This window comes from Blastococcus sp. URHD0036, assembly GCF_000701365.1.
Lineage (GTDB): Bacteria > Actinomycetota > Actinomycetes > Mycobacteriales > Geodermatophilaceae > Trujillonella.
Genome location: NZ_JNIK01000021.1, coordinates 238,754 through 264,027, shown reverse-complemented (window position 1 = coordinate 264,027; position 25,274 = coordinate 238,754). Strand labels below are relative to the sequence as shown.

Below are 25,274 nucleotides of genomic sequence, written 5' to 3'. Positions count from 1 at the left end.
TCGAGACGTCTGTCAGCGCCAGTAGCGGGCGGTGCTGGCGTATGCGGCCGAAGCGAACTGGGCGACGGGCAGCCGGGCCAGTTCGGCGTTGAGCACCTCGACGCTGACGGTGCCGGTCCAGCCGCGGTCGAGCAGGGTGGTGGCGAAGCGCTCGAGTTCGAAGGTGCCCTCGCCGGGCCAGAGCCGGCGGTTCATCGTCTCGTCGAAGCCGTCCTCGCTCACCGGCGCGGGGGCGTCGTTGAACTGCAGGTAGGCGATCTCCTCGAGCGGGATCGTCTCCAGTTGCTCCCAGGTGCTGTCGCCCCGGGAGAAGTGCCAGGTGTCGATCATGACCCCGGCCCGATCCGGGCCGGCCGCTGCGGCGAGCTCCCGGGCTGCGGCGATCGAGGTGACGACGCCCAGCGGGCTGAACTCGATCGCCGGCCGGGCACCGGCCTCGGCGAGGACGTCGGCGCAGCGTGCCAGGAGTGCGCCGGCGGCGGGGGAGGGCGGTGTCATCGGCACGGTGAGCACCCACCGGGCGCCGACCACCGCGGCCGCCTCCGCCAGCCGTCGCGCGCTGTCGAGGGTCCGCTCCTCGTTCCGGGAGACCATCAGGGCCAGCACGTCGTGGCACCGGATCCCTGCCTCGGAGAGCACCTCCGGGCCGGCCGTTTCCACCTGGTCGGCGCTCAGACCGACGGCCGTGAAGCCGGCGGCCGCTGCGGCGGCGGCCACCTCGGGGACACCGGCCGACCAGCGGTTGTCGGGGGTGAGGGCGAGCTCGACGGGCACGGGGATCACCGCCGGGGCAGGGGGTCGGCCGCGTCGGCGGCGAGGAGGGGGAACGGTGAGACGGCGCCGTCGGCGGGCGCGAGCCACTGCGGTCCGAGCTGGGCCAGCGTGGACACGCCCATCAGGGTGAGCGTCCGGTAGATCTCCTCGCGGAAGATTTCGAGGACCGACCGGACGCCGTCCTCCCCGTCGACGGCCAGCCCGTAGAGGAACGGGCGCCCGATGCACACCGCCGTCGCGCCCAGGCACAGGGCTTTGACCACGTCGGCGCCTCGGCGGACGCCGCCGTCCAGAAGGACCTCACCGCGGGAACCCACGGCCGCGGCCACGGCGGGCAGAGCGTCCAGGGACGCGCGGGCCTGGTCGAGCTGCCGGCCACCGTGGTTGGAGACCACGACACCATCCGCCCCCAGGCGGATCGCCAGGTCGGCGTCGTCGGGGTGCAGGATCCCCTTGACGTAGAAGGGGCCGTCCCAGTGGTCACGCATCCAGGCCACGTCGTCCCAGCCGAGCCGGGGGTTCATGAGGCCGGCCATGCGGGCGACCGACTCCACCGCGGCCACGCTCCCGCCTTCCGGCACGAGGTTGCGCAACGACACCCGCTGGTGGCGCAGGTACCGGTAGGTCCACCGGCCGTGCCGAGCGGCGTCGAGCGCGCGACCAGGCGTGATGGTCGGCGGCGCGCCCATGCCGCGCAACCGTTCGGTCTCGCGGTTTCCGAGCACGGGGACGTCGACGGTCACGAAGCAGGCGCCGAAGCCGGCGCGCGCCGCCCTCGACAGGAGCTCGGCCGACCCCCCGCGCACGCCGCCGGCGTCGGCGAAGGGATACAGCTGGAAGACGTGGTCCTGCTCCGTGCCGGCCGCGACCTCCTCGATCGTCCAGGTGCTCGAGGTGCTGAGCACCGAGAGCGTCCCGGCACCCTCCGCTCCCCGGGCCGCCCCCAGTTCGCCGGACCAGTGAGCGAGTCCGGTGAGCCCGGTCGGCGCCAAGAGGACCGGGAGGCTGACCGTGCGGCCGGCCACCGTCGTCTCCAGGGACTCGGGCGGCTGCCCGCGCAGCACCCGGGACTCGAGCCGGTAGCGCGCGAAGGCCTCGCGGTTACCCCGCAGGGTCGCCTCGTCCTCCGCACCGTGGTCGACGTAGGACCACACCATGTCCGGCAGGGCACGACGAGCCCGCTCCCGGTATCCGTCGACCGAGATGGGGCGGTCGACGGCCGACCACCGGAAGCGGAGCCCGCCGAGGGCCCGCCGAGCGGTTCGCCAGGCCCGGGGGGTGGATGGCCGGCGGCGCACCGTGCCTCCGGTGGCATCCTCCCGACCTGGCGCGAGTCCCGGGCTGCGCGGGACCGCGGTCACGTGACCGCGCCCTCGATCTTCAGGGCGATGAGCCGGTCGTCGTCGATGCCGAGCTCGCGGAGGATCTCGTCGGTGTGCTCGGCGTGCTGCGGGGCCCGCCGGATCTCGGGTGGGGTCTCGTCGAACTGCACCGGCGCAAGGACGAGCTCGCGCTCGATGCCGTCGACGTCGGTGACGGAGCCGACGTAGCCGTTGGCGCGGGCCTGCGGGTCCAGCCCGGCCTCGTGGTAGTTCTGCACGAGCGCCCACTGGCCCTGCGCACCCTTCATCCGGGTGCGGAACTCCTCCAGGGTCAGCGCGCCGATCATCTCCGCCACGTACCCGGCGGCGACGACGGCGTTGTCGATGACCTTCTGACCGGTGTCGAACCGCTCGTCGGTGATGAGCTCCGGGCGGCCCAGCCGCTGGCAGATCTCGGGCCAGTAGCGGCCCGGCTGCAGCATGCCGAGCTGGATGTAGCGGCCGTCGGCGGTGCGGTAGGCGCCGCCGGAGAGCGGATTGCGGGGCGAGCCGTTGCGGATCGGCGGGATCTTGGGCAGCGGGCCGCCGGCCAGCAGCGAGGCGTTGATGCCGAACGAGGCAGTCCACAGACCCACGCCGAGCAGGGACACGTCGATGACCGACGGCTCGCCGGTGGCGGCGCGCTTGTAGAGCGCGGCGGCGATGCCGCCGGCGATGGTCATGCCGCCGATGTTGTCGCCATAGGCGCCGGTGGGCATGGGCAGCAGCGCGTCGATCTGGTCGGGGGTGACCGCGTCGGCGTGCCCGGAGCGGGCCCAGAAGGCGGTCTGGTCGTAGCCGCCGTTGGGCCCCTCGTCGCCCTTGGGACCCATGCCGGTCCCGCGCATGTAGATGACCTTGGGGTTGATCGCGCGGACGTCGTCCACGTCGACGCCGAGCTTCTTGCGGGTCGGCTCGCGGAAGTTGGTGACGAAGACGTCGGCGCCGCGGATCAGCTCCTCGAAGACCTTCCGGCCGCCCTCGGTCTCCAGGTCCAACCCGATGGAGCGCTTGCCCCTGTTGGGGCCCTCCATGATCGGGAAGAACGTCTTGGAAGCCACGCCCTGGTCCAGGCCCAGGATGCTGACCAGGCCGCGCTGGGCGTCGCCGGTCTGGGCGTGCTCGATCTTGATGACGTCGGCGCCCCAGTCGGCGAGCACGGCGCCGGACGCCGGCACGAACGTGAACTGGGCGAGCTCGACGATCCGCACGCCCTCCATGGGTCGACTCATGGGGATCTCCTCGGGCGCACCCGGGCTCGAGCCGGGCGCTTCGCTGGGGGAGGGGCTCCGGATCGGAGCCCCGGGCGGTCTGTGGCCGCCGACACATCCGACACTATCCGAGAGTCATGACTCTCACAAGCGTTGTGGAGGTCAAGACTCCCAGCTACGGTCCCGCGCATCCGGGTCGACGTCGTCGACCGGAGGCTGCCCGAGAGGATCCGACATGGGGAACATCAGACCCGGCGTCGTCGTCGTGGGGACCGGCTTCGGTGCGCGGATCCACGTCCCGGCGGCGCGGCTCGCCGGGCTCGAGGTCGTGGCGCTGGTCGGCCGGGACCCGGAGCGCACCCGCCGCCGCGCCGATCGGCTGGGGATCGGTGCCGCGTGTTCTTCGCTGGAGGAGGCGCTATGCCTGCCCCGGTCCGACGTGGTCGTGATCGCCACGCCCCCGGCGACACATGCGGCCCTGGCGGAAGAGGCGATCGCCGCCGGCCGTCCGGTGCTGGTGGAGAAGCCGTTCGCGCTCGATGTGGAGGAGGCGCGACGTCTCGAGGCGGCGGCCCGTGCGGCCGGGGTTGTGGCCCTGGTCGGTCACGAGTTCCGCTTCGCGCCCGAGCGCGTGACGATGCAGCACGTCGTCCGGACCGGGCTGCTCGGCGTGCCGAGGATGGCGACGCTCGTCGGCCACATGCCGCTGGCCGCTCCGGTGGACATGCGAGCCCCGGACTGGTGGTTCGACCCGAGCCGGGGCGGCGGCTGGCTGGGTGCCGCGGTCTCCCATCTCGTCGACGCCGTCCGCTGCTGGCTGGGGGAGGTCGAGTCGGTCAGCGCCGTGCTCCCGATGGTCTCCGAGCGAGACCCCTCGACCCACGCCGAGGACTCCGTGTCCGCCCGTCTCCGGATGCGCTCGGGCTGCGAGGTCGCGCTGCAGCAGAGTGCTGCCGTCTGGGGCCCTCCGGTCCAGCTCGTGCGGATATCGGGCCCCGTCGGCAGTGCGGAGATCATCGACGGCGACGTGCTGCTGTCCACCGCGGACGGGAGTCGCGTGCTCGACCCGGCTGGTCCTCCGGTGCCGGTTGCAGTCGGCACGAGCGACGACCCCCGACACCGGTTCACCCACCTCGAACTCGGGCCGGCCGCCGTGCAGATGTCCGTGTTCGACGACCTGGTCGCCGGTCGCGAGGTCCGATACCAGGCGGTCAAGCCGGCGACCTTCGCCGATGGGGTCGCCGTCACGGGCGTGCTCGATGCGATCCGTCGGTCGGCGCGGGACGGCGGGGTCCTCGTCCACGTTCAGAGCTGACGCAAAGGCGCGCCCTCAACCTAAGAGATACGCCGAACTATCACTTGGGCTTGTGTGAGAGCCATGTCACTCACATAATCGACCCTATTCCCGTCGCCATCGACGGGACGACCGGCCGGCCGACGGAGGCCCTGCGGATCGCTCGTGCTCCGCCGTCACGACAGTGCTCGGTCCGGCCGACCCCACCTGACGAGAGATGTGAGCCGACATGCCGGAGTACCGGTTCCTCACCGTGGAGTCGTTGGACGACGGCCAGATCGTCCGGATCATGCTCGACCGGCCGGACGCCCGGAATGCGCAGAACCGCGGACTGCTCGTCGAGCTCGACGCCGCCTTTCGTGCCGCGGAGGAGGACGACCAGGTCCGGGTCGTCATCCTCGGCGGCCACGGCCCGGTGTTCTCGGCCGGGCACGACATGGGTTCCCGTCAGACGCTCGCGGAATGGACGCCGGGGCCCGAGCAGCACCCCAGCATCCGCGTGGACGGCGGGACCAGGAACGGCGCGGAGCGCCTCTTCCTGCAGGAGTGGCACTACTACTTCCAGAACACCAAGCGCTGGCGTGACCTGCGGAAGATCACCATCGCCCAGGTCCAGGGGAACGTGATCTCTGCGGGGCTCATGCTGGCCTGGGCCTGCGACCTCATCACCGCGGCCGACGGCACACAGTTCTCCGACGTCGTCGGCACCCGGCTCGGTATGTGCGGGGTCGAGTACTTCGCGCACCCGTGGGAGTTCGGTCCGCGCAAGGCCAAGGAGCTCATGCTGACCGGCGACTCGATCGACGCGGCTGAGGCCCACCGCCTGGGCATGGTCAGCAAGGTCTTCGCGCCCGACCAGTTGGCGGACCGGACGTTGGACCTCGCCCGCCAGATCGCCCGGCTCCCGACGATGAGTGCCCTGCTGGTCAAGGAGTCGGTGAACCAGACGGTCGACCAGATGGGCTTCTCGAACGCCCTCAACGCCTGCTTCACGCTGCACGAGCTCAACCACGCCCACTGGGCCACGGTGCACGAGGACCGGACTCCCATCGCCCTGGCAGGGGACGGGGTCATGGGACCGGTGACCACCAGAGTCGCCGCCGCCGGGTCGGCTCCAACCGCCTAGCGGCGCTCCCTGCCCATGCCGGCGAGACAGAAGTCCTCGAGGACATCCCCGAGGAACCCCAGCGCACCGCGGTCACCGGCTGACCGCGGGCGCCGACAGAGAAGAGGCACCCGTGGGACGTTGTGAGGGCAAGGTCGCCTTCGTCACCGGAGCGGCGCGCGGCCAGGGCCGCAGCCACGCGGTTCGGCTGGCAGAGGAAGGCGCCGACATCATCGCGGTCGACATCTGCGAGGACATCGCCACCAACCTGTATCCGCTGTCGACTCCGGAGGACCTGAAGGAGACAGCGCGGCTCGTGGAGCGCCACGATCGTCGGATCGTGGCCGTGCAGGCCGACGTCCGCGACCGTACGCAGCTGGCCGCCGCGCTCGAGCAGGGGATCGCCCAGCTCGGGAAGGTGGACGTCGTCGTCGCCAACGCCGGCATCATGCCGGCGTTCGGCGAGCCGAAGCTGCAGGCGTGGACCGACGTGGTCGACACCAACTTCCTCGGCATCGTCAACGCCGTCCACGCGGCGCTGCCGCACCTGCCCGACGGTGCCTCGATCATCGCCACCGGTTCGGCGGCGGCCTTCATGACCGGGATCTCGACCGGGCAGGCGGGGGAGAACCCGGGTGGCGCCGGGTACCAGTACGCCAAGCTGCAGGTGGCCGAGTTCATGCACGAGATCGCGCGCAACGTCGCCCCTCGCATGATCCGGGCCAACGTGGTGCACCCGACGAACTGCAACACCGACATGCTGAACAGCGACTCGATGTACCGGTCGTTCCGGCCGGACCTGGAGAACCCCACCCGTGAGGACGCGCTGCCGGCGTTCCCGGCGCAGCAGGCGATGCCCATCCCGTTCGTCGAGCCGGTCGACATCTCCAACGCCGTCGTCTACCTGGCGTCGGACGAGTCGCGGTACGTGACGGGGCTGCAGCTGCGGATCGACGGTGGCTCCTACCTGAAGTTCCAGGACTTCCATGTCTGAGTCGATCGCCACCTCGACGCAGGTGTGGGTGGACCCGACCGTCTGCCAGGGGCACACGCTGTGCGCGATGTCGGCGCCGGACCTGTTCGTCCTCAGCGACGAGGACGGGCACGCGCAGGCGCTGTCCAAGAACGTCCCGCCCGGTCGCGAGGAGGCCGCCCGTGAGGCGGCCCGCTCGTGCCCCGAGCAGGCGATCACCGTCACCGAGTGACGACACCGACGAGGAGAGCAGCATGAGTATCGACGAGACGGTCGTCACCGCCGAGGACGAGGCCCGCAAGCAGCCCCGCATCCAGCTCGACCGGCACGGCCCCGGCTACCGGACCGACTTCGTGCAGTGGGTCGACCGGCTGCACGCCGAAGCCCCGCTGGCCTGGAACGACACCCACGGCGGGTACTGGTTCGTCAACGGCAACAAGGACGTCTTCGAGGTCACCCGACGAGGCGCCCAGACCCTGTCGAACGACGCCGACGTCCACCGGCAGCGGCGGGGCTACACCGGCATCGAGATCCCGGCGCCGAACCCAGAGGAGCGGGGCGGCGTGATCGGTGGGTTCCTCGAGATGGACCCACCGATCCAGCGGTTCTACCGGAACGCGCTCAACCCCTACCTGTCGCCGGCCGCGGTGGCGCGCTGGCAGCCGGTGCTCGACGAGCTCACCCGGGCGGCCATCGACGAGAAGATCGAGAGCGGGCGGATCGACTTCGTCGAGGACCTGGCCAACATCGTCCCCGCTGTGCTCACCATGGCCATGCTCGGGCTGCCCCTGGTGGACTGGGTCCACTACAACGAGCCCGCGCACGCCACCGTCTACACGCCGGTGCACTCGCCCGACTACCCGCGGGTGCGGCAGATGAACGGCGAGGCGGGCATGCGGATGCTGCAGAGCATCCACGAGATCAAGGCCCAGCCGCGCCCCGGGCTGCTCGACGCCATCATCACCGCCGACCTGGGCGACCACCAGCAGGACGACATGGAGCTCATCGGGGTCGCCATGCTGCTGATCGGCGGCGGTTTCGACACCACGACCGCCCTGACCGCGCACTCGCTGGAGTGGTTGTCGGCGAACCCGGACCAGCGCGAGCGGCTGATCCGGGAGTGGGACGAGCTGCGCGACTCGGCCACCGAGGAGTTCCTCCGCTACGTCAGCCCCTCCCAGGGAGACGGCCGCACGGTCGCCGAGGACGTCGAGATCAACGGCGTCCAGCTCCGCGAGGGCGACCGGTTGTGGCTGTCGTGGGCCATGGCCAACCGCGACGCCACTGTCTTCGACGACCCGCACACGGTGAAGCTGGACCGGCGCAACAACCGCCATTCCAGCTTCGGCCTGGGCATCCACCGCTGCATCGGGTCCAACCTGGCGCGGGCGGGGTTCAAGACGATGCTCAAGGCAGTCCTGGACCGCATGCCGGACTACGTCTGCGACCCGGAGGGGGCGGTCTACTACGAGACCACCCAGGTGATCAACGGCATGCGGCACCTCCCGGCGACCTTCACGCCCGGTCGCCGTCTCGGCCCCGGCTTGGCCGAGACGATCGAGCGGCTGCAGCACGTCGTGGTGGAGCAGCGGCTCGCCGAGCCGGTGACCGTCCGTAGAGACGCGGCTCGCAGCGCCGGTTGATCCTGCAGGGCCGGTGCCGGGGCAGACGCTCTCGGCACCGGCCCTGACGGGTTTCCCCAGTGCGGTGGCGCTACGTCGCACCCTCGAGACGGCTCCGCCCCGGTCGACGTGATCGACTCGGGGCGGAGCCGTCTGGACCTTGCGAGCCAGTGCCTTCAGGAGGGTCGGGGATCGTCCCGGTCCGCCACCGGGCGCAGCCGGCGCGGAGGGTCGGCCGGCGCCGCGGCGGCGGTTCCCGGAGCGGAGGTGAGATCGGCCAGCCGTCCCACGAGACTCAGCACCACCTGCTGGCGGAGGCTGCAGGAGACCCGGCGACCCCGCCGGTGCACGTCGATGAGCCCCGCCCGGGCCAGGATCCTGGTGTGGTAGGTCAACGTGGGCTTGGTGACGTCGAGGACTCGTCGCAGCGTCGCGTAGGAGATCTCCCCGTGGTCAGGGAGTGATCGGACGAGTCGCCAGCGGGTCGGGTCGGCCAGGACGCCGAACGCCTCGGCGGTATCGACCGGCGGGCGATCGGCGACGATGTCGGCCGGTGACCGGTGCCCGGGCAGTTCGGTGCTCGAGGTCATGGCTGTTCTCGCATCCTCCGGGGGTGGGACCCGGGTCAGGCGGTCCCGGCCCGCTGGCGGAGGTCGTAGAGCTTCCGCCACTCGTGCTTGGACCGGATCGTGGTGTCGACCTCGGGGCTGCGGGCCCGGAGCGCGCCGACCGTGGCGTCCTCCTTGGCGATGTGCTTGAACGGGTCCAGGCCGAAGAACCGGGTGGTGTTCTGCCAGAGGATCTGGTGCATCTCGTCGTCCGGCACGCCGGACCCCTTCATCTCGGCGTTGACGAACTCGGGCGCGTTGGGCCAGATGGCGTCGGAGTGGGGGTAGTCGCACTCCCACGCGATGATGTCCAGCCCGATGTCGTGGCGGACCTTGAGCGCGGTCGGGTCGGTGACGTAGCAGGCCAGCGAGTGCTCCTTGAAGATGTCGCTGGGGAGCTTGCCGCCGAAGTCGTGCCCGAGCCAGCGCTGGTTGGTGTAGTGCCGGTCGCAGCGGTCCAAGTAGAACGGGATCCAGCCGATGCCGGCCTCCGACCACGCGATCTTCAGGTCGGGGTACGTGGTCATCGCCCCGCCCCAGAGCAGGTCCTGCGCGGCGAAGGTGGAGACCTGGGTCGCCAGGATGATGAAGTTGTCGATCGGGGCGTCGGGTGCGCCGTTGATGGCGCCGAAGCCCTGGCCGATGTGCAGGCACATCACGATCTCGAGCTCGGAGATCGTCTGGAAGAACGGGCCCCAGTACTCCAGGTCGTGGTAGCTCGGCAGGCCTTGGATGTGCGGCAGCTCCGGCATGGTCACGGCCTTGACGCCCTTGGCGGCGACCCGCTTGACCTCGTTCACCAGCTCGACCGGGTCCCAGACCGGCAGGATGGCGCAGGGGATCATGCGGCCCGGGTAGGCCGTGCACCACTCGTCGATGTGCCAGTCGTTGTAGGCCTTCAGGAAGACGAGGGCCAGGTCCTTGTCCTTGGCCTCCTGGAAGTACCGGGCGCTGAAGCCGGCGAAGGACGGGAAGCACATCGAGGACAGGATCCCGTTGCGGTCCATGTCCTTGATCCGCTCGTGGATGTCATAGGCGCCCGGGCGCATCTCGGCGAACGTCGCGGGGTTCAGGCCCCACTCCTCGTTCGGCCAGCCGACGACGGCGTTGAGCCCGATGCTCCCGAGCGAGTTGCCCTGGAACCACCACTTGGCGTAGCCGTTCTCGTCGACGATCGACTTCGGTGCCTGGTCCTTCCACTTGTCGGGCGTGTGGTTGGCGAACATGTCGGGCGGCTCGACGACGTGGTCGTCGATGCTGATCATGATCATGTCTTCGACGTTCATGGGTCCTCCGATCGGGATGCTGGGACTGCCGGTGCGGGGTGCTGGTCAGTCGTCGGAGGGGCCACCGAGGAGGGGGCCGCCGTCGACCGAGAAGGTCTGGCCGCTCACGTAGGACGACATGTCGCTGGCCAGGAAGAGGATCGCGTGGCCGATGTCGGAGGGGACGCCGATCCGGCCGAGCGCGGTGTGCTTGCCCAGCGCCTCCTGGTCGAGGCCGGCGACCTCCCAGGCGGCGGATGCGCGCTCGGAGGCGATCCCGCCGACGGCGATGCAGTTGGCACGGATCCCGTGCCGACCCCACTCGGCTGCGGTGACGCGGGTGAACATCTGCAGTGCCGCCTTGGCCGCGCTGTACCCCGCCCCGTAGCGGACGCCGGTCACCCCGGCGCCTGAGGAGAGGTTGACGATGGTGCCGCGACCCGCGGCGATCATGTGCTTCCCCGCCTCACGGGTGCACAGGAACGGGCCCTTGGCGTTGAGGTCGAAGACGGAGTCCCAGGCCTTGGTGGGCGTCTGCTCGAGCGGGCCCATGCGCGTGCCGCCGGCGTTGTTCACGAGGATGTCGATGCGCCCGAACTCGGCCACGGTGGCCGCGACCATGGCGGCGACCGACTCTTCGCTCTTCACGTCCGTCCGCACGGCCAGGACCTGGACACCCGGGTTGCCGACGTCCCGTCCCAGGTCCTCGAGTTCCACCTTCACCTTCTGGAGGTCCGCCTCGGTCCGTGCCGCGAGGACGACTCCGTCGATGCCGTTGCGGACGAAGATCCGCGCGGTCTCCGCGCCGATCCCGGTCCCGCCACCAGTGACGATCGCGGTCTTGCCGGCCAGGTCCAGCGGATCGATGGGCACGGTCACGGTCCTCCTCGTCTCCGCCGGACAGCGGCTCCGTTGCCGCGGGGGGCGGCATCCGGCGGATGAGGTTACGTTATCCGAGAGTCCTGACTCTCACAAGCGTTGTGAGGGTTCAGGACTCCGCTTTGTGCGGGGACCAGGGAGGTGCGTCGAGGGGGATGTCGGTGGTGCGGAGACCGGCGAGGGTGACGGCCAGGTGGCGACGCCAGGCGTCGGTGTCGTCGTAGGCGGTGGACGCCGCGATGCCGCGCAGGGCGTAGATGAGCAGCAGGACGTCGTCGAGGGTGGCGTCGGAGCGGATGTGGCCGGCGTCCTGGGCCTGGCGCAGGAGGCTGCCCAGCAGCTCGGTGAACTTGTCCCGGAGGGGGGCGGTGCTGGGATCGGTGGCCCACAGGTGGCCCAGCATGCCGCGCTTGCGCGACTGCAGGTCGGCGTACTCGGTGAGCCAGCGTTCGAGCCCGAGGCCGTCGTCGGTGGTGGCCTCCTCGGCCGCGACGTCGACGAGGTAGTTGAGGAGCTGGTGGGTCAGCTCTGCGACGAGGTCGTTCTTGGTCGGGAATCGGCGGTAGAGGGTCGCCATGCCCAGGCCGGCGTGGGAGGCGACCAGTTCCAGGGTGACGTCGGTGCCGTGCTCGCCGAAGACCTCCGAGGCCGCCTGGATGAGCCGGTGCCGGTTCTCGATGGCATCCCGCCGCGGCGCCCGCTTGCCGGGCGAGTCGATGCCCGGGGCGACGATCAGACCGTCCAGGTCCGTTGAGTCCACTTCGGTGACCTGCCTCTCGGTCTGCAGCCGGCCGATCCTAGCCGCCGGTGCGGCGTCACCTGTCGCTCGGCGGGGTGAACGGTCCGGTCGGTCCACGGTGGACCGACCGGACCGTCGAGGGCGAACGATCAGCTCAGCGTCCCGCCACAGACCGGGTCGGCACCCTCGATGGGCACGAAGCCGTCGCCCTCCAGCCGTACGAAGAAGGTGCACTGCTCGTCGTACTCGGTCGTGGTCTGGGGAACCGGAGCCGGGTACAGGCCGCCGGCGTCCCAGTCGTCGGTGTCCTGCAGCGTGGCGATCACCTGTTCCCGCCCGGCGTCGCAACCGGCCTGCTCGAACCCGTACAGGAGCAGATCCGCGGCGAACCAGCCCTGGCTCTCGTAGAAGCCCGGGACGCCCGACTCGTTGCCCGAAGCCTGCAGTGCCGTCTTCAGCATCTCGGTCGCCTCGGTGCCCTGCTCGACAGGGGTGAACAGCGACTGGAAGACGACGCCCTGGCCGATCTGGACGGCGGGCTCGGACGCGAGCAGGTCCGCGCCGTAGCCGGTCGGCGAGACGAAGGTGCCGTCCCAGCCCGATTGCTTCAGCCCGGCGACGAGTGCCAGGGACGTGTCGAAGTTGATGGTCGTGTACACGGCGTCGGCGCCGGAGTCGAGGATGCCCAGGACCAGCGGACCCACGTCGGTGCTGCCGATCTGGACGCTGGTGTTCGTGTAGCCGGTCTCCAGCCCCACTGCCTCGGTCGCCTCGATCGCGTTCGCCACGCCGGCCTGGGAACTGGGAGTCGTGTAGCCGATGAAGGCGACGGTGCTCGCGTCCTGCGACTCCAGGAACTCGCCTGGCGTCGCATAGGCGACGTCCGCCGCGGGGACCGCGCTCGACGCGAACAGGTTGTCGTCGGTGTCCTTCCACTCCTGGGCGCCGTCCCATGCGCCACCGATGACCGGGACGGTGCTCGCCTGAGTGGTGAGGAAGGGGGCGGCGCCGTAGAAGAAGGCGCTCACGTTGATCAGGGCGTCGACGTCGTCCTGCTGGACCAGCTTCTGGGCCCCGGCCAGCGCCCCCTGTGCGCTGGACGTGTCGTCGGCCTCGACGAGGGAGAAGTCGAGGTCCGGGGCGCAGCCGTCCCCGGCTCCCTCGTAGGCGTCGAGTCGTGCCTGCGCTCCGCGGATGGAGCCGGCGGCGGCGGCCGCGCCGGGTCCGCTCAGGGAGGTGAGGATCCCGACGTCGATGGACCCGCCGTTGCCACCGTCCCCGGCATCTCCGCCGTTCCCTGACGCCTCGTCGTCGCTCCCGCACGCGGTGAGCAGGAGTGCCACGGCGCACGCCGCCCCCATGGCTGCAGTGCCTCTTGTCCTGCGCATGTCCTGGACTCCATCTGTAGTGGGGAACCGAACCGGGCGAGATGCCGGCGCGCGCACGACCCGGCCGCGCCCGGCGCCCACGGGCGGGGGGCCGGTGCGATCGGACGACGGATCGACGCAGGCGGGACCGTAACTGAGAGTCGAGTCACTCACAATAGAAGTGGGGGGATAGGCTTCCACTTGTGTCTCGCGGCCGTCCGGCCGTGCGCCGTCCCTCGCCGAGCCCTCGGAGGCCGCCGTGACCGCACCCCGCCAACCGCTGCCGTTCGTCACACCGTGGACCGAGTTCTTCTGGCGGTCCGGCGAGTCGGGCCGGTTGCGCGTCCAGGAGTGCAGCGCATGCTCGGGGCTGATCCACCCACCGAAGCCCGTGTGCCCGTCGTGTCGGGGTACGGATCTGGCCGTCCGCGAGGTGTCCGGCAGGGCGACGCTCGTGGGCTGGACCGTCAGCCACCACTATCCGTTCCCGGGAGTCCCCAACCCGTACGTCGTCGCCACGGTCGCGCTCGAGGAGGACCCCCGCGTCCGGCTCACGACGCGGATCGTCGAGGCCGACGCCGACGAGCTACACCTGGGCATGCGGGTGGAGGTGGTCTTCCAGCAGGTCGAGGACGTCTGGCTGCCGCTCTTCCGGCCGACGGTCGAGCAGCCCGAGCCCGTCCCGCTGCCCGAGGACGAGCTCCCCGTCGAGCGGATCGCCTCTCTCGTCCGGCCGATGCCCACCACCCGCAAGTACGAGGACGATGCCGTCCTCTCCGGGATCGGCATGTCCCACCTCGGCCGCCGGCTCATGGTCGACCCCCTCTCGCTGACCGTCGACGCGTGCCGGGAGGCGGTGGCCGACGCCGGCCTCACGATGGACGACATCGACGGCCTGTCCACCTATCCCGGGGGCGGACTCGAGCACGGCATCGGCGAGGGTGGCGTCACCGCCGTGGAGTCGGCGCTGCGCATCCGGCCGACCTGGTTCAACGGCGGCATGGAGACCTTCGGCCCGGGCGGCTCGGTCATCGCCGCGATCCAGGCGGTCTCGTCCGGGCTCGTCCGCCACGTGCTCTGCTTCCGCACCGTCTGGCTGTCCAGCAACGAGACGCTCGTGCGGCAGGGGTACCTCCAGCCCGGCGGTGGCCGGATCGGTGGCGACCTGGGCTGGCAGATCCCCTTCGGTGCGACGTCGGCGGCCCACCTGCTCGCCCAGACGGCGCAGCGGTACATGCACCGGTACGGCGCGACGCGGGAGACCCTCGGCTGGATCGCGCTCAACCAGAGGGCCAACGCGGCGCTCAACCCGACCGCGGTGTACCGGGACCCGCTCACGATGGACGACTACCTCGGGGCCCGGCTGACGACGACGCCCTTCGGTCTCTACGACAACGACGTCCCCGTCGACGCAGCGATCGCCATCGTGGTGTCCGCCGCGGACACGGCCGGGGACCTGGCCAAGCCGCCCGTGCGCGTCGAGGCCGCGGGCACCCAGATGATCGAACGGCCGGAGTGGGACCAGAGCACCTCGACCCACGAGCCGCAGGTCTTCGGGCCGGCCGCGCACCTGTGGACGCGGACCGATCTGCGCCCGGACGACGTCGACGTGGCGCTGCTCTACGACGGCTTCACGTTCAACTGCCTGTCCTGGTTGGAGGGCCTCGGGTTCTGCGGCATCGGCGAGGCGAAGGACTTCCTCGACGGCGGCAAGAACATCGCCCGCGACGGCATCCTGCCGCTGAACACCCACGGCGGGCAGCTGTCGCACGGCCGGACCCACGGCATGGGGCTGATCCACGAGGCGGTCGTGCAGCTGCGGGGGGAAGGCGGTGAACGGCAGGTCGCGGACGCCAGGGTCGCCGCGGTGAGCAGTGGCGGCTTGACGCCCAGCGGAGCTCTGCTGCTGCGCTCGGACAGCTGACCGGTCGACGTCAGCGGTTCCGACTCCGGTCGGTGCTCGACGGAGCTGCGACGGTGGGGCGGGTGGGGCTCGAACCCACGACCCAGGGATTATGAGTCCCATGCTCTGACCGGCTGAGCTACCGCCCCCTGCGACCCGGGCCGGTCGCGCCGACAGCCTGCCACGCACCGGCCGGACGGCGACGACGAGGGGCGCGGGCCGACCATGGTCCGAGGCGTGTCTCTCGTTACCTTTCCGTGACCTCTCAACCGTCACTCGCGTACCGTCGTCGGAGGCTCGGCCGGGTCTCGCTCCTCGCACCTCGAGGACCTCGGTGGGCCCCGTCGAACCGTCCCCGGCTGCCTGCCGGGACGGCCGGGACCTGCCGTCCCGGGGTCGAGCGTGCACGCGGGGGCTGCGGCACGTGGAGAGGACGACGTCCTCCCGACCGGCGGACCGATGAACGGAGAGCCGCCGCTTTGGCGACCCTGCACCGCCCGCACCGCCCCTTCCTGTACCGCCGTCTCGGCGCCGCCCTGCTCGCCGTGGCCGCGGCCACTGTCGTCATCGCCTGGCCGGCCGGACCCGCGGCCGCTGCACCCGCCGACGACCTCGCCGGCGCCCGCGCCGCCCAGGACGCGGTCGCCGCCGAGGTCGAGGCCATCTCCACCGAGGTGCGGGCCGCCGAGGAGCAGTTGCAGCGGATGACCGTGGAGGCCGAGGCCGCCGCCGACGCCGCCCTGGTCGCGCAGACCGAGCTCGCCCGGGCCCAGGCCGCCGCCGGCGAGACGGCCGCCAACCTCGCCCTCGCCCAGTACGCGGTCGCGGTCGCCGAGGGCGAGGTGGCCGACGTCGGCCGGGAGGTCTTCATGGGCGGCGGCGACGCCTACGGCTCGGCCGCGGTCCTGCTGGCCGCCGGCAGTCCCGAGGAGCTGCTCCAGCGGGCCGCCACCCTGGACTTCCTGGGCGACCAGCGTGCCGGCGTCCTCCAGCAGCACGAGGCCGTCCAGGTCCAGGTCGCGGAGGCCGACGCCGCCGCCCGTGCCGCCGTGACCCAGCTCGACCAGGCGCGGCAGGCCGCGGACGCGGCCCTGTCCGCCGCCGACCAGCACCTCGCCTCCGCCCAGGCGGAGTTCGACGCCGCGAGCGCCCGCAAGGCAGAGCTGGACGCCCGCCTGCGCGACGCCCAGGTCGAGCTGCTCCGGCTGCAGGGTGCGGCCGACGCCGAGGCCGCCTACGCCGCACAGGCCGCCGCCGCCGCGGGCGCGAGCAGCCTGTCGGTCAGCGGAGGCGCGGTCGCGCCGGCGAACGGCCGGGTCAGCTCCTGCTACGGCGGCCGCTGGGGCACCACGCACTACGGCGTCGACATCGCCGCCCCCATCGGCACCCCGGTGTTCGCCCCGGTCGGTGGCGTCGTCCTGCAGGCCGGGCCGGCCAGCGGGTTCGGGCTGGCCGTCTACCTCCAGCACCCCGACGGGTCGATCACGGTCTACGGGCACGTGAACCAGTACTTCGTCGCCGCGGGCGACGTCGTCTCCGCCGGCCAGCAGATCGCCGAGGTCGGTAACCGTGGCCAGTCGACCGGCCCGCACCTGCACTTCGAGGTGCACCAGGGCGGGCTCTACGCGAGCCGCGTGGACCCGGTGCCGTGGCTGTCGGCGGTCGGTATCTCGCTCGGCGGCGCCTGCTAGCCCCGTCCGCGCAGCCGGCCCAGCAGGCCGCCCGCCCCGCCGAGGGTGCGGGCGGCCAGCGACAGGATCGGGCCGCCGGGGATCCCGGGGGCGGCGGAGACGATCGGCGCGAGCTGGAGCAGCCCGCCGATGTCGTGCACCTTCAGCCGCCGGCGGGCGACTGCCGCGACGGGGTTGACCCGGCCCGACGCCGCCTCCAGCAGCAGGGCGGCATCGGCCTCGACGGCGGTGCCGGGCGGATCGCCGGGGCCGACCCGGCGCACGGTCCAGCCGTCGTCGTCCGCGGCGAACGCCCAGCCGCCGTCCGGGGTGGTCAGCGTGACGCCGCCGGTGATCCCGCAGGACGACGCCAGCGCGCCGGTCACGTCCGCGAGTGCGGCCAGCCCGGACTGGAGCACCTCGGCGGGCACCGGGGGAGCGCCGAGAGGTACCAGGTCCAGACCGTGGACCGCGAGCTCGTAGGCCTGCCCGAGGACGACCGACAGCAGCGGGAGGGTGCCGACCGTGGCCACCGTCGGCGCGGTGTCGAGCTCGGTCGGATCCTCGGCGAGGTAGGCGGCGGTCGCCGCCCGGTTGCGGCGGAGGGCGGCGAGCACCTCCTCGCGCGAGGCGTCGCGGTGGGCCGCGGTCACCCGGGCGTTGGTGCCGTCGACGTCCGGTGGCGTGCCCGTGCCGCCGGCCCGCGCCGAGGCGATCAGGTCGGCCAGCGCGGTGTGGTCGTCCCAGCAGCCCAGGTGCACGCACACCTCGTGCGCCCGCCAGCCCGGGAGCCGGGTGGGCCGGTCGAGGTCGACGGTCCCGGCCGAGGCGATGAAGGCGTCCCAGGCGCCCAGCACCATGCCGCCGACCTCCGCGCGGCCGGCGTCGGCCATCCCGTGCGTGGTCGGGGTTTTCCCGCGTCGCGCCATGGGGGAGCGGTACCCGGCCGCAACGGCGGCAAGGCGTGGCGTGGCTCTCTCGCTCGAAGGGGGCAGACGGGCGTCAAGGTGGCGACCGCCCGGGCCGACCTCGATGGTGTGACTCCACCCAGTGGGCGACGACGCCGCGCTGCGGACCCGGACGCGCGGCAGCGGCTGGCCGCCGCTCTGCGGCGCGCCCTCTACCGGCCGCTGGCCGAGGACGAGGACCGCGTCGCCTACTGGGTCCACCACGTGCGCCTCGGGGTGCTGCTCACCGAGTTCGGCGGCTTGGCGGCCCTGGGCTACACGTTCCTGACGCCGACGGCGGCCCGCCTGCACCCGGTGCTGTTCGCCGTCTGCGGCCTGGCAATTCTCGGTGCGCCGCTGCTGTTGCTCCTGCCGCTCCCGGCGATGATGCGCGACGCCCGCGGGCCGGTGATGTTCTACGGCTGGAGTGCCGGGACCACGGTCCTCGTCGTCATCGGCACCCGCATCGACGGCGGCGCGGACAGCGCCCTGATCTGCCTGCTCTTCCTGACCCTCGGCTTCATGTCCGCGGCGTTCCAGCCCGCCGGCGTGGTGGTGATGGGCGGCTTCATGGTCACCTCCTACCTCGCTGTCGACGTCCTGCCCGAGCCGCGGACCTCGGGCATGTTCGTGGCCGTCGTCATGGCTGCGTTCACGACGCTGTGCGCCCTGGCCTCGGCCAACCTCTGGGAGTCCTGGGACCGCCAGGTCCTGCTCCTGCGCACGCACGAGACCCTCGCGGCCACCGACCCGCTGACCGGCTGCCTGAACCGGCGTGCCTTCCTCGAGCGCCTGCACACCGCCATCCGCGGGACGGCGGACCCGACCGTGGTCTGCCTGATCGACCTCGACGGCTTCAAGGCCGTCAACGACCGGGACGGCCACGCGGCCGGTGACGCCGTCCTGCGCGCGGTCACCTCCGCCCTCGCCTCGGCCGTCCGGGAGACCGACACCGTCGCCCGCCTCGGCGGCGACGAGTTCGCCGTCCTCTGCGCAGTTCCGGAGGCCGACGACGCCGGGGCGCTGGCCGAGCGCATCCGCGAGGGCATCGCCCGGGTGGGCCGGGGCGTGGGGGTGACGGCCAGCGTCGGGCTCACCGTGGTCCGCGCGGGGGACGACGACCACGAGGTGCTGCTGCGGGCCGACCAGGCCATGTACCGCGTGAAGGCCACCGGCGGGAACGCGGTGGGCGGCGAGCTGACCGCTCCTGAGCTGTGGGCTCCGTTCACCACGGGTGCCGATCACTCAGCGTGACATCGCTTCCGGAGTGTGCCACACGGCGTGTCGTTCCGGGAACACGCCGTACCGATGGCACGGTGGTCGTCGTACCCGCAGCGCCAGACCGGTGGACGACACCGCCGACCCGTGCTAAGGCCTCTGACCTGCGACGAGTGCGCGCACCGGTCACGAACAGTCACATGTGACTCATCCGCCCCGCCCCCACTGGCGCGACCCCGGGACCATCGGGCACACTGGTTGCCAGAGCCCTGAGTCTCCGCTCGCGAACACAGCGCGTCACCGAATTGATCAGTCCGTTGGGGAAGACGAGACAGATCGAGTCGATGGAGGTGCCTCGTGCAGCGACGGTCTACCCAGGGTGTCGTCTTCGTGCACGCGTGCCCGAAGGCGCTCTGCCAGCACGTCGAATGGGCGCTCGAGCGCGTCGTCGGCGCGCCGGTCTCCTTGTCGTGGGCCGACCAGCCCGCGGCGCACGGTTCCTACCGTGCCGAGGTCGCCTGGTCCGGTTCTCCGGGCACGGGGGCCAAGCTGGTCGCCGCGCTGCGCGCGTGGCCGATGCTGCGCTTCGAGGTGACTGAAGAGGCCAGCCACGGCAACGACGGCGAGCGGATGTCCTACGTTCCCGGGCACGGTGTCTTCCGCGCGCCCACCAGCGCCAACGGGGACCTCATCGTCACCGAGCAGCAGCTGCGGCACCTCGCGGCGACCGCCACCTCGTCCGAGGCCTTCCGGCACGGCGTCGACCAGCTCCTGGGGGCGGCCTGGGACGCCGACCTCGAGGTGTACCGCCACGCCGGCGACGGCAGCCCCATCACCTGGCTGCACCAGGTCGTGTGACCGGTCGCCGGCCGGGTCCCGATCCGGTCACGACGGGCTGAGGGTCCCGGCCCGCAGTCGTAGGCTCAGAACAGATCGTCCGGGCGCCGTCGGGGAAGCGGCGCCCGGGCGATCTTCGTTCGTCCGGGGCCGTTCGCCGCGCCCCGACCTCCTCCCTCACCACAGCGCGTCCTCCCTCACCGTCTGCCGTGAGGGAGGACGCGCGATGATCAGGTGACCTGATCGTGGCGCGGGCGTCCGGGGTTACAGCGGGATGTTGCCGTGCGCCCCACGGCCGGGCCGGGCATCGGCGAGCGCGCCGATCAGCCGCCGCCGGGTCTGCGCGGGCTCCACGACCTCGTCCACCACGCCGATCTCGATGGCCCGGTCCACGCCGCCGGCGATCCGCTCGTGCTCGGCGGCCAGCTCGGCGTGCAGGGCGTCGCGCTCGGCCGGCGGGACGGCCGCCAGCTTCTTGCGGTGCAGGATCCCGACCGCGGCCTTGGCACCCATGACGGCGACCTCCGCCCCGGGCCAGGCGAAGACGGCGGTGGCGCCCAGCGAGCGGGAGTTCATCGCGATGTAGGCGCCGCCGTAGGACTTCCGGGTCACCAGCGTCACCCGCGGCACCACCGCCTCGGCGAAGGCGTGCAGCAGCTTCGCGCCGCGGCGCACCACGCCGTCCCACTCCTGGCCGACGCCGGGCAGGTAGCCGGGCACGTCGACCAGCACCACCAGCGGCACCCCGAAGGCGTCGCACATCCGCACGAACCGGGCCGCCTTCTCCGCCGAGGCGGAGTCCAGGCAGCCGCCGAGGCGCAGCGGGTTGTTGGCGATGACGCCGACGGTCCGCCCGGCGAGCCGGCCGAGGACGGTGACCACGTTCGGTGCCCACCGCGGGTGCAGCTCCAGGCCGGGCTCGTCGAGCACCGCCCCGATCAGCGGCTTCACGTCGTAGGCCCGCTGACGCTGCTCGGGCAGGAGGGCGCCGAGGTCCTCGTCGGTCTCGCCCTCCACCCCGGCGAAGGTGCCCTGCGCGGCGAACAGGTCGACCGCCCGGCGCGCGGTGGCCAGGGCCGCCGGCTCGGTGTCGGTGACCACGTGCACGACGCCGCTGCGCCGGCCGTGGGTGTCGGGGCCGCCCAGCTTCTCCTGGTCGACGTCCTCACCGGTGACCGAGCGGACGACGTCCGGACCGGTGACGAACACCCGGCCGGCCGGCCCCATGATCACGATGTCGGTCAGCGCCGGCCCGTACGCGGCGCCGCCGGCCGCGGGGCCGAGCACCACCGAGATCTGCGGGATCCGCCCCGACGCGCGGACCATCGCGGCGAAGACCTCGCCGACGGCGTGCAGCGCGGTGACGCCCTCGGCCAGCCGCGCGCCGCCGGAGTGCCAGATCCCGACCACGGGCACCCGCTCCCGGAGGGCCGTGTCGATCGCGTCCACCACGTGCCGGCAGCCGTCCAGGCCCATCGCGCCGCCCATGACGGTGGCGTCGGTGCAGAACGCGATGGCGGGGGAGCCCTCCACGGTGCCGCGGGCCGCCATCACCCCGGAGGTGTCGCGGGCGGCCAGCGGTCGGAGGGACCCCGGGTCGAAGAACCGCGCCAGCCGGTCCTCCGGGTCGCGCGGGTCGGGGGCGGGCAGGGTCGGTGCGGCGGAGAGCGTCGTCACGGGTCCCCCAGGGACGTCAGGCAGTGGTGAAGACCAGGGCGATGTTGTGGCCGCCGAAGCCGAAGGAGTCGTTGACCGCGGCGGTGAGCTGCGCCTTCCGCGGTTCGCGGCGGACGATGTCGAGGGCCTGGACGGCCGCGTCGTCGTCCGGGTCGTCGAGGTTGGCGGTGGCGGGCACGATCTGGTCGCGCAGGGCGAGGATCGTGAACACCGACTCCAGGGCGCCGGCGGCACCCAGCAGGTGGCCGGTCAGGCTCTTGGTGGCGGTCACCAGCACGTGCTCGCCGATGGAGCTGCGGATGGCCGCGGCCTCGGCGGTGTCGCCGACCGGCGTGGAGGTGGCGTGGGCGTTCACGTGGCCGACGTCGGTGGCGGAGATGCCCGCGTCACGGAGGGCCGCGGTGATGGCCCGCCCGGCACCCTCGCCCTCCGGGTGGGGGGCGACGAGGTCGTAGCCGTCGGCGGTGGCACCGGCGCCGGCCAGCCGGGCGTGGATCGTGGCGCCCCGGGCGCGGGCGGCGTCGCCACGCTCGAGCACCAGAGCCGCAGCGCCCTCGGCGAGCACGAAACCGTCCCGGCCCTTGTCGAACGGCCGCGACGCGCGCTCGGGCTCGTCGTTGCGGGTCGACATGGCCCGCATGGCGGCGAACCCGGCCATGGGCAGCGGGTGCACGCAGGCCTCGGCGCCGCCGACCAGCACGATGTCGGCCCGGTTGAACCGGATGAGGTCCAGACCCCAGCGGATGGCCTCGGCGCCCGAGGCGCAGGCGCTCACCGGGGCGTGCACGCCGGCCTTGGCGCCGATCGCGAGACCGACGGCCGCGGCCGGGCCGTTGGGCATGAGCATCGGGATGGTGAAGGGGGAGACCCGCTTGGGGCCCTTCTGCTCCAGGACGTCGTCCTGGCCGAGCAGCGTCAGCGCACCGCCGATGCCGGTGCCGAACACGACGGCGATCCGCTCGGGGTCGACGCCGGAGTCGGCCGCCCCGGAGGTGCGCCAGGCCTCCTCGGCGGCGACGACCGCGACCTGCTGGCTGCGGTCGAGCCGGCGGGCGCGGACCCGGTCGATCTTCTCGGCCGGGTCCTCGGCCAGCGTGGCGACGAGCTGGGCCGGGAACTCGGTGATCCAGTCGTCGGTGATGCGGCGGACCCCCGACCGCCCGGCCAGCAGTGCCTCCCAGGTGCTGGGCACGTCGCCACCGAGCGGCGTGGTGGCGCCGAGGCCGGTGACGACGACGTCGTCGTTCGTGCTCATGACGGGTCCTTCCTGGAGGCGTGCGGGACCGGGCGGCCGGGGAACCGGCTCAGCCGCGGTTGGCGGTGATGTAGGTGATGGCGTCGCCGACGGTCTTGATGTTGGCGAGCTCGTCGTCCGGGATCGCGACGCCGAACTTGTTCTCGACCTCCGTGGCGATCTCGACCATCGACAGCGAGTCGACGTCGAGGTCCTCGGTGAACGACTTCTCGGGGGTGGCGTCGGCGGGGGCGACCCCGGCGACCTCCTCCAGGATCTCGGCAAGACCAGCCTGGATGTCCTCGCTCACGCTGAGGTCCTCTCTCTCGTTCGTGCGGCGGCTCCGGGTCGGTTCCCGGAGCCGGGTCTGTGGGGCGTCGTTCAGGGGAGCCGCAGCACCTGGCCGGCGAAGGTGAGCCCCGCGCCGTAGCCGAGCACCAGCGCCAGGTCACCGCTCTTGGCCTCGCCGGACTCCAGCAGCGCCGACAACGCCAGCGGGATCGAGGCGGCCGACGTGTTGCCGGTGGTGACGATGTCGCGGGCGACGACGGTGCGCTCGGGGAAGCCGACCTTCTTGTGCATCGACTCGATGATCCGCAGGTTCGCCTGGTGGGGGGCGAAGACGTCGATGTCGTCGGGGCCGACGCCGGCGGCCGCCATGGCCTGCTCGAGCGTCGCGGTGAGCTTCGTCGTCGCCCACCGGTAGACCGTCTGACCGGCCATGATCATCTTGCCGTCGTTGCCGGCGACCATCTCGATCGCGGAGTGCTGGTCGCCGTCGCTGCCCCAGACGACCGGTCCGATGCCCGGCTCGTCGGCAGCGCCGACCACGACCGCGCCGGCGCCGTCGGCGAAGATCACCGCGGTCGCCCGGTCGGACTGGTCGGTGACGTCGGTCAGGCGCTCGGCGCCGACGACCAGCACGTTGCGCGCGGAGCCGGAGCGCACGGCGTTGCTCGCCATCTCCAGCGAGTAGCAGAACCCGGCGCAGCCCGCGTTGAGGTCGAAGGCGCCCGGCCGGGGGATGCCCAACCGGTGGGCGACCTGCGGGCCGATGCCGGGGATGGGGTACTGCAGGCTCGCGGTGGCGAGCACGACCAGGTCGACCTCGTCGGGCGCGAGGCCGCTCGCCGCCAGGGCCTTGCCGCCGGCGGCCACCGCCATCTCGACCAGCGTCTCGTCCTCCGACGCCCAGCGGCGCTCGGCGATGCCGACGCGGCTCTGGATCCACTCGTCGTTGGTCTCCATCACCTCCGACAGCTCGGCGTTGGTGACCCGCCGGCGCGGCCGGTAGGACCCGAACCCGAGGATGCGCGCGCCCGGCGCACCCGTCTTCAGCTGGATGGGAGTCATACGGAGACCTCCGGGTAGAGACGGGCGATCGGGTCACCGGCGTCGACGAGGTCGCCGTCCTGCACCAGCCACTCGGCGAGGACACCGGCGTAGGCCGCGGACACCCCCACCTCCTCGCGGCGGCTGCGGATGCACCCCAGCGGTGCGCCGGCCGGCACGTGCGTGCCCTCGGCGAGCTCGGCCGGCGCGACGGTGCCGCGGGCGGGGGCGACGACGACCCGCCAGTCGGGTGAGTACTGGGCCTCGGCGCGGCCGCGCTCGGCCTCGATCAGCTGGCGCGCGCGGTCGAGGTCGCCGGGGCCGCTGACCGCCAGCACCTCGATGCCGGTGCCCTTCCACTCCCGCTTCGCGAGGCCCGACAGGGCGCCGGCGGGCGGCAGCTCGATCGCGGCGGTCACCCCGAGGTCGCGCATGGTCGCCAGGCACGCGTCGAAGCGCACCGGGCTGGTGATCTGGCTGACCAGCCGGGCGAGCGCCGCGGCCCCCGTGGACACCGCCGCGCCGTCGGCGTTGCTCAGCAGCAGCCGGCTGGGCTCCGCGGGGCGCAGGCCGCCGACCAGGCCCTCCAGCTGCTCTCGGGCCGGGGCCATGAAGTCGGTGTGGAAGGCGCCGGCGACCGACAGCGGCATCACCCGTGCCTTGCCCGGCGGGTCGTCCTTGAGTGCGGCCAGCGCGTCCAGCGGACCGGCGACGACCGTCTGCCCGCCGCCGTTGATGTTGGCCGCGACCAGGCCGTGCCGCTCCAGCGCCGCGGCCAGCTCGTCGGGGTCGCCGCCGAGGACGGCGGACATGCCGGTCGGGGTCAGCGCGCACGCGGCGGCCATCGCCCGACCGCGGACGGCGGTGAGCGCGATCGCCGCCTCGACGCTCAGCACCCCGGCGAGCGCGGCCGCGGTCAGCTCGCCGACGCTGTGCCCGGCGATGACGACGTCCCGGCCGGCCTGCGGCGTGTGCTGCACCGGGCCCGGCAGCCCGCCCAGCTCGCGGGCGATGAACAGGCTCATCGCCACGACCAGCGGCTGGGTGACCGCGGTGTCCTTGATCGCCTCGGCGTCCCCGGTCGTGCCGAGGGTGAGGAGGTCGGCGTCGGCGATGGCGCCGGCCCACCGGAAGAAGGACTCGGCGCCGGGGAGCTCCAGCCACTCGGTCAGCATCCCGGGCTTCTGGGCACCCTGTCCGGGGGCGAGTACGGCGAGCACGTCGTCCACCGTGCCAGCCGCGGGACCTCGGTGCCGGT

23 protein-coding genes, 1 tRNA gene and 1 pseudogene are annotated in these 25,274 nt (G+C 72.5%); 10 read left to right on the top strand and 15 right to left on the bottom strand.

What is annotated here, in order from left to right:
• Nucleotides 1-12: 12 nt before the first annotated feature.
• From N555_RS0123400 to N555_RS0123390, 3 genes are read right to left on the bottom strand one after another with little or no spacing between them, the layout of a single operon-like run.
• Nucleotides 13-774: a sugar phosphate isomerase/epimerase family protein gene (locus N555_RS0123400; protein ID WP_029433918.1), complete on the bottom strand. Its 762-nt coding sequence runs from the start codon at nucleotides 772-774 to the stop codon at nucleotides 13-15.
• Between the two features lie 5 nt (nucleotides 775-779).
• Entirely contained in the window at nucleotides 780-2,072 is a 1,293-nt protein-coding gene (locus tag N555_RS0123395) for an alpha-hydroxy acid oxidase (protein WP_255347376.1), read from the bottom strand.
• A gap of 59 nt (nucleotides 2,073-2,131) precedes the next feature.
• Entirely contained in the window at nucleotides 2,132-3,367 is a 1,236-nt protein-coding gene (locus tag N555_RS0123390) for a CaiB/BaiF CoA transferase family protein (RefSeq protein ID WP_029433916.1), read from the bottom strand.
• A 214-nt stretch (nucleotides 3,368-3,581) separates the two neighbouring features.
• On the opposite strand from N555_RS0123390, the gene N555_RS0123385 reads away from it, so the two are divergent.
• The 5 genes from N555_RS0123385 to N555_RS0123365 all read left to right on the top strand — a co-directional run bounded on the left by N555_RS0123385 (nucleotide 3,582) and on the right by N555_RS0123365 (nucleotide 8,361).
• Nucleotides 3,582-4,661 carry a Gfo/Idh/MocA family protein gene (locus N555_RS0123385; RefSeq protein WP_029433915.1) on the top strand — a complete coding sequence of 360 codons (1,080 nt, stop codon included), beginning with the start codon at nucleotides 3,582-3,584 and terminating at the stop codon, nucleotides 4,659-4,661.
• Between the two features lie 208 nt (nucleotides 4,662-4,869).
• Entirely contained in the window at nucleotides 4,870-5,766 is an 897-nt protein-coding gene (locus tag N555_RS0123380) for an enoyl-CoA hydratase (RefSeq protein WP_029433914.1), read from the top strand.
• Nucleotides 5,767-5,878: 112 nt separating this feature from the next.
• Nucleotides 5,879-6,739, top strand: a complete 861-nt coding sequence (locus N555_RS0123375; protein WP_029433913.1) for a mycofactocin-coupled SDR family oxidoreductase — start codon at nucleotides 5,879-5,881, stop codon at nucleotides 6,737-6,739.
• Complete coding sequence (locus N555_RS0123370; protein ID WP_029433912.1) at nucleotides 6,732-6,950, top strand: ferredoxin; 219 nt, start codon at nucleotides 6,732-6,734, stop codon at nucleotides 6,948-6,950. Before N555_RS0123375 ends, N555_RS0123370 begins: the two co-directional genes overlap by 8 nt.
• Before the next feature lie 22 nt (nucleotides 6,951-6,972).
• Entirely contained in the window at nucleotides 6,973-8,361 is a 1,389-nt protein-coding gene (locus tag N555_RS0123365) for a cytochrome P450 (protein ID WP_029433911.1), read from the top strand.
• A gap of 155 nt (nucleotides 8,362-8,516) precedes the next feature.
• Here the strand turns inward: N555_RS0123365 and N555_RS26370 are convergent, their stop codons facing one another.
• The 5 genes from N555_RS26370 to N555_RS0123340 all read right to left on the bottom strand — a co-directional run bounded on the left by N555_RS26370 (nucleotide 8,517) and on the right by N555_RS0123340 (nucleotide 13,174).
• Nucleotides 8,517-8,930, bottom strand: coding sequence for an ArsR/SmtB family transcription factor (locus N555_RS26370; protein ID WP_034512155.1), 414 nt, complete (start codon nucleotides 8,928-8,930; stop codon nucleotides 8,517-8,519).
• 35 nt (nucleotides 8,931-8,965) lie between these two features.
• Nucleotides 8,966-10,234, bottom strand: a complete 1,269-nt coding sequence (locus tag N555_RS0123355) for an amidohydrolase family protein (protein ID WP_029433909.1) — start codon at nucleotides 10,232-10,234, stop codon at nucleotides 8,966-8,968.
• Between the two features lie 45 nt (nucleotides 10,235-10,279).
• Nucleotides 10,280-11,092, bottom strand: a complete 813-nt coding sequence (locus N555_RS0123350; RefSeq protein ID WP_051684401.1) for an SDR family NAD(P)-dependent oxidoreductase — start codon at nucleotides 11,090-11,092, stop codon at nucleotides 10,280-10,282.
• A gap of 109 nt (nucleotides 11,093-11,201) precedes the next feature.
• Nucleotides 11,202-11,852, bottom strand: a complete 651-nt coding sequence (locus tag N555_RS28490) for a TetR/AcrR family transcriptional regulator (protein WP_051684400.1) — start codon at nucleotides 11,850-11,852, stop codon at nucleotides 11,202-11,204.
• 128 nt (nucleotides 11,853-11,980) lie between these two features.
• Nucleotides 11,981-13,174 (bottom strand): ABC transporter substrate-binding protein, encoded by a 1,194-nt coding sequence (locus N555_RS0123340; RefSeq protein ID WP_197029126.1) that lies wholly within the window; start codon nucleotides 13,172-13,174, stop codon nucleotides 11,981-11,983.
• A 283-nt stretch (nucleotides 13,175-13,457) separates the two neighbouring features.
• On the opposite strand from N555_RS0123340, the pseudogene N555_RS29295 reads away from it, so the two are divergent.
• Both N555_RS29295 and N555_RS0123335 read left to right on the top strand, forming a co-directional pair.
• A pseudogene (locus N555_RS29295) lies at nucleotides 13,458-13,607 on the top strand (zinc ribbon domain-containing protein); the annotation flags it as partial.
• Nucleotides 13,608-13,631: 24 nt separating this feature from the next.
• Entirely contained in the window at nucleotides 13,632-15,122 is a 1,491-nt protein-coding gene (locus N555_RS0123335) for a thiolase C-terminal domain-containing protein (RefSeq protein WP_231503111.1), read from the top strand.
• 54 nt (nucleotides 15,123-15,176) lie between these two features.
• Here the strand turns inward: N555_RS0123335 and N555_RS0123330 are convergent.
• Nucleotides 15,177-15,250, bottom strand: a tRNA-Ile gene (locus tag N555_RS0123330).
• Nucleotides 15,251-15,580: 330 nt separating this feature from the next.
• Between N555_RS0123330 and N555_RS0123325 the strand changes: the two genes are divergently transcribed.
• The gene (locus N555_RS0123325; RefSeq protein ID WP_231503109.1) at nucleotides 15,581-16,792 is read left to right on the top strand and encodes a M23 family metallopeptidase; all 1,212 of its coding nucleotides are present in this window, start codon (nucleotides 15,581-15,583) and stop codon (nucleotides 16,790-16,792) included.
• On the opposite strand, the gene N555_RS0123320 is transcribed toward N555_RS0123325, so the two are convergent.
• On the bottom strand, nucleotides 16,789-17,700 hold the full coding sequence (locus N555_RS0123320) for a maleylpyruvate isomerase N-terminal domain-containing protein (RefSeq protein WP_029433903.1): 912 nt from the start codon (nucleotides 17,698-17,700) through the stop codon (nucleotides 16,789-16,791). The genes N555_RS0123325 and N555_RS0123320 overlap by 4 nt on opposite strands.
• A 108-nt stretch (nucleotides 17,701-17,808) precedes the next feature.
• Here N555_RS0123320 and N555_RS29190 point away from each other — a divergent pair, with 108 nt between their 5' ends.
• A complete protein-coding gene (locus N555_RS29190) occupies nucleotides 17,809-18,972 on the top strand; it encodes a GGDEF domain-containing protein (RefSeq protein ID WP_156036502.1) in 1,164 nt (387 codons plus the stop codon).
• A gap of 321 nt (nucleotides 18,973-19,293) precedes the next feature.
• Nucleotides 19,294-19,794, top strand: coding sequence for a DUF3145 domain-containing protein (locus tag N555_RS0123310; RefSeq protein WP_029433901.1), 501 nt, complete (start codon nucleotides 19,294-19,296; stop codon nucleotides 19,792-19,794).
• A gap of 243 nt (nucleotides 19,795-20,037) precedes the next feature.
• Here N555_RS0123310 and N555_RS0123305 read toward each other — a convergent pair whose 3' ends face one another.
• The 5 genes from N555_RS0123305 to N555_RS0123285 form a co-directional block, all read right to left on the bottom strand.
• The gene (locus N555_RS0123305) at nucleotides 20,038-21,450 is read right to left on the bottom strand and encodes an acyl-CoA carboxylase subunit beta (RefSeq protein ID WP_051684397.1); all 1,413 of its coding nucleotides are present in this window, start codon (nucleotides 21,448-21,450) and stop codon (nucleotides 20,038-20,040) included.
• Between the two features lie 16 nt (nucleotides 21,451-21,466).
• Nucleotides 21,467-22,705, bottom strand: coding sequence for a beta-ketoacyl-[acyl-carrier-protein] synthase family protein (locus N555_RS0123300; protein ID WP_029433899.1), 1,239 nt, complete (start codon nucleotides 22,703-22,705; stop codon nucleotides 21,467-21,469).
• Nucleotides 22,706-22,754: 49 nt separating this feature from the next.
• Nucleotides 22,755-22,994 carry an acyl carrier protein gene (locus tag N555_RS0123295; protein WP_029433898.1) on the bottom strand — a complete coding sequence of 80 codons (240 nt, stop codon included), beginning with the start codon at nucleotides 22,992-22,994 and terminating at the stop codon, nucleotides 22,755-22,757.
• Nucleotides 22,995-23,065: 71 nt separating this feature from the next.
• Complete coding sequence (locus tag N555_RS0123290) at nucleotides 23,066-24,037, bottom strand: beta-ketoacyl-ACP synthase III (protein ID WP_029433897.1); 972 nt, start codon at nucleotides 24,035-24,037, stop codon at nucleotides 23,066-23,068.
• On the bottom strand, nucleotides 24,034-25,236 hold the full coding sequence (locus tag N555_RS0123285; RefSeq protein ID WP_029433896.1) for an acyltransferase domain-containing protein: 1,203 nt from the start codon (nucleotides 25,234-25,236) through the stop codon (nucleotides 24,034-24,036). The genes N555_RS0123290 and N555_RS0123285 overlap by 4 nt, the downstream gene beginning before the upstream one ends.
• Nucleotides 25,237-25,274: the final 38 nt, after the last annotated feature.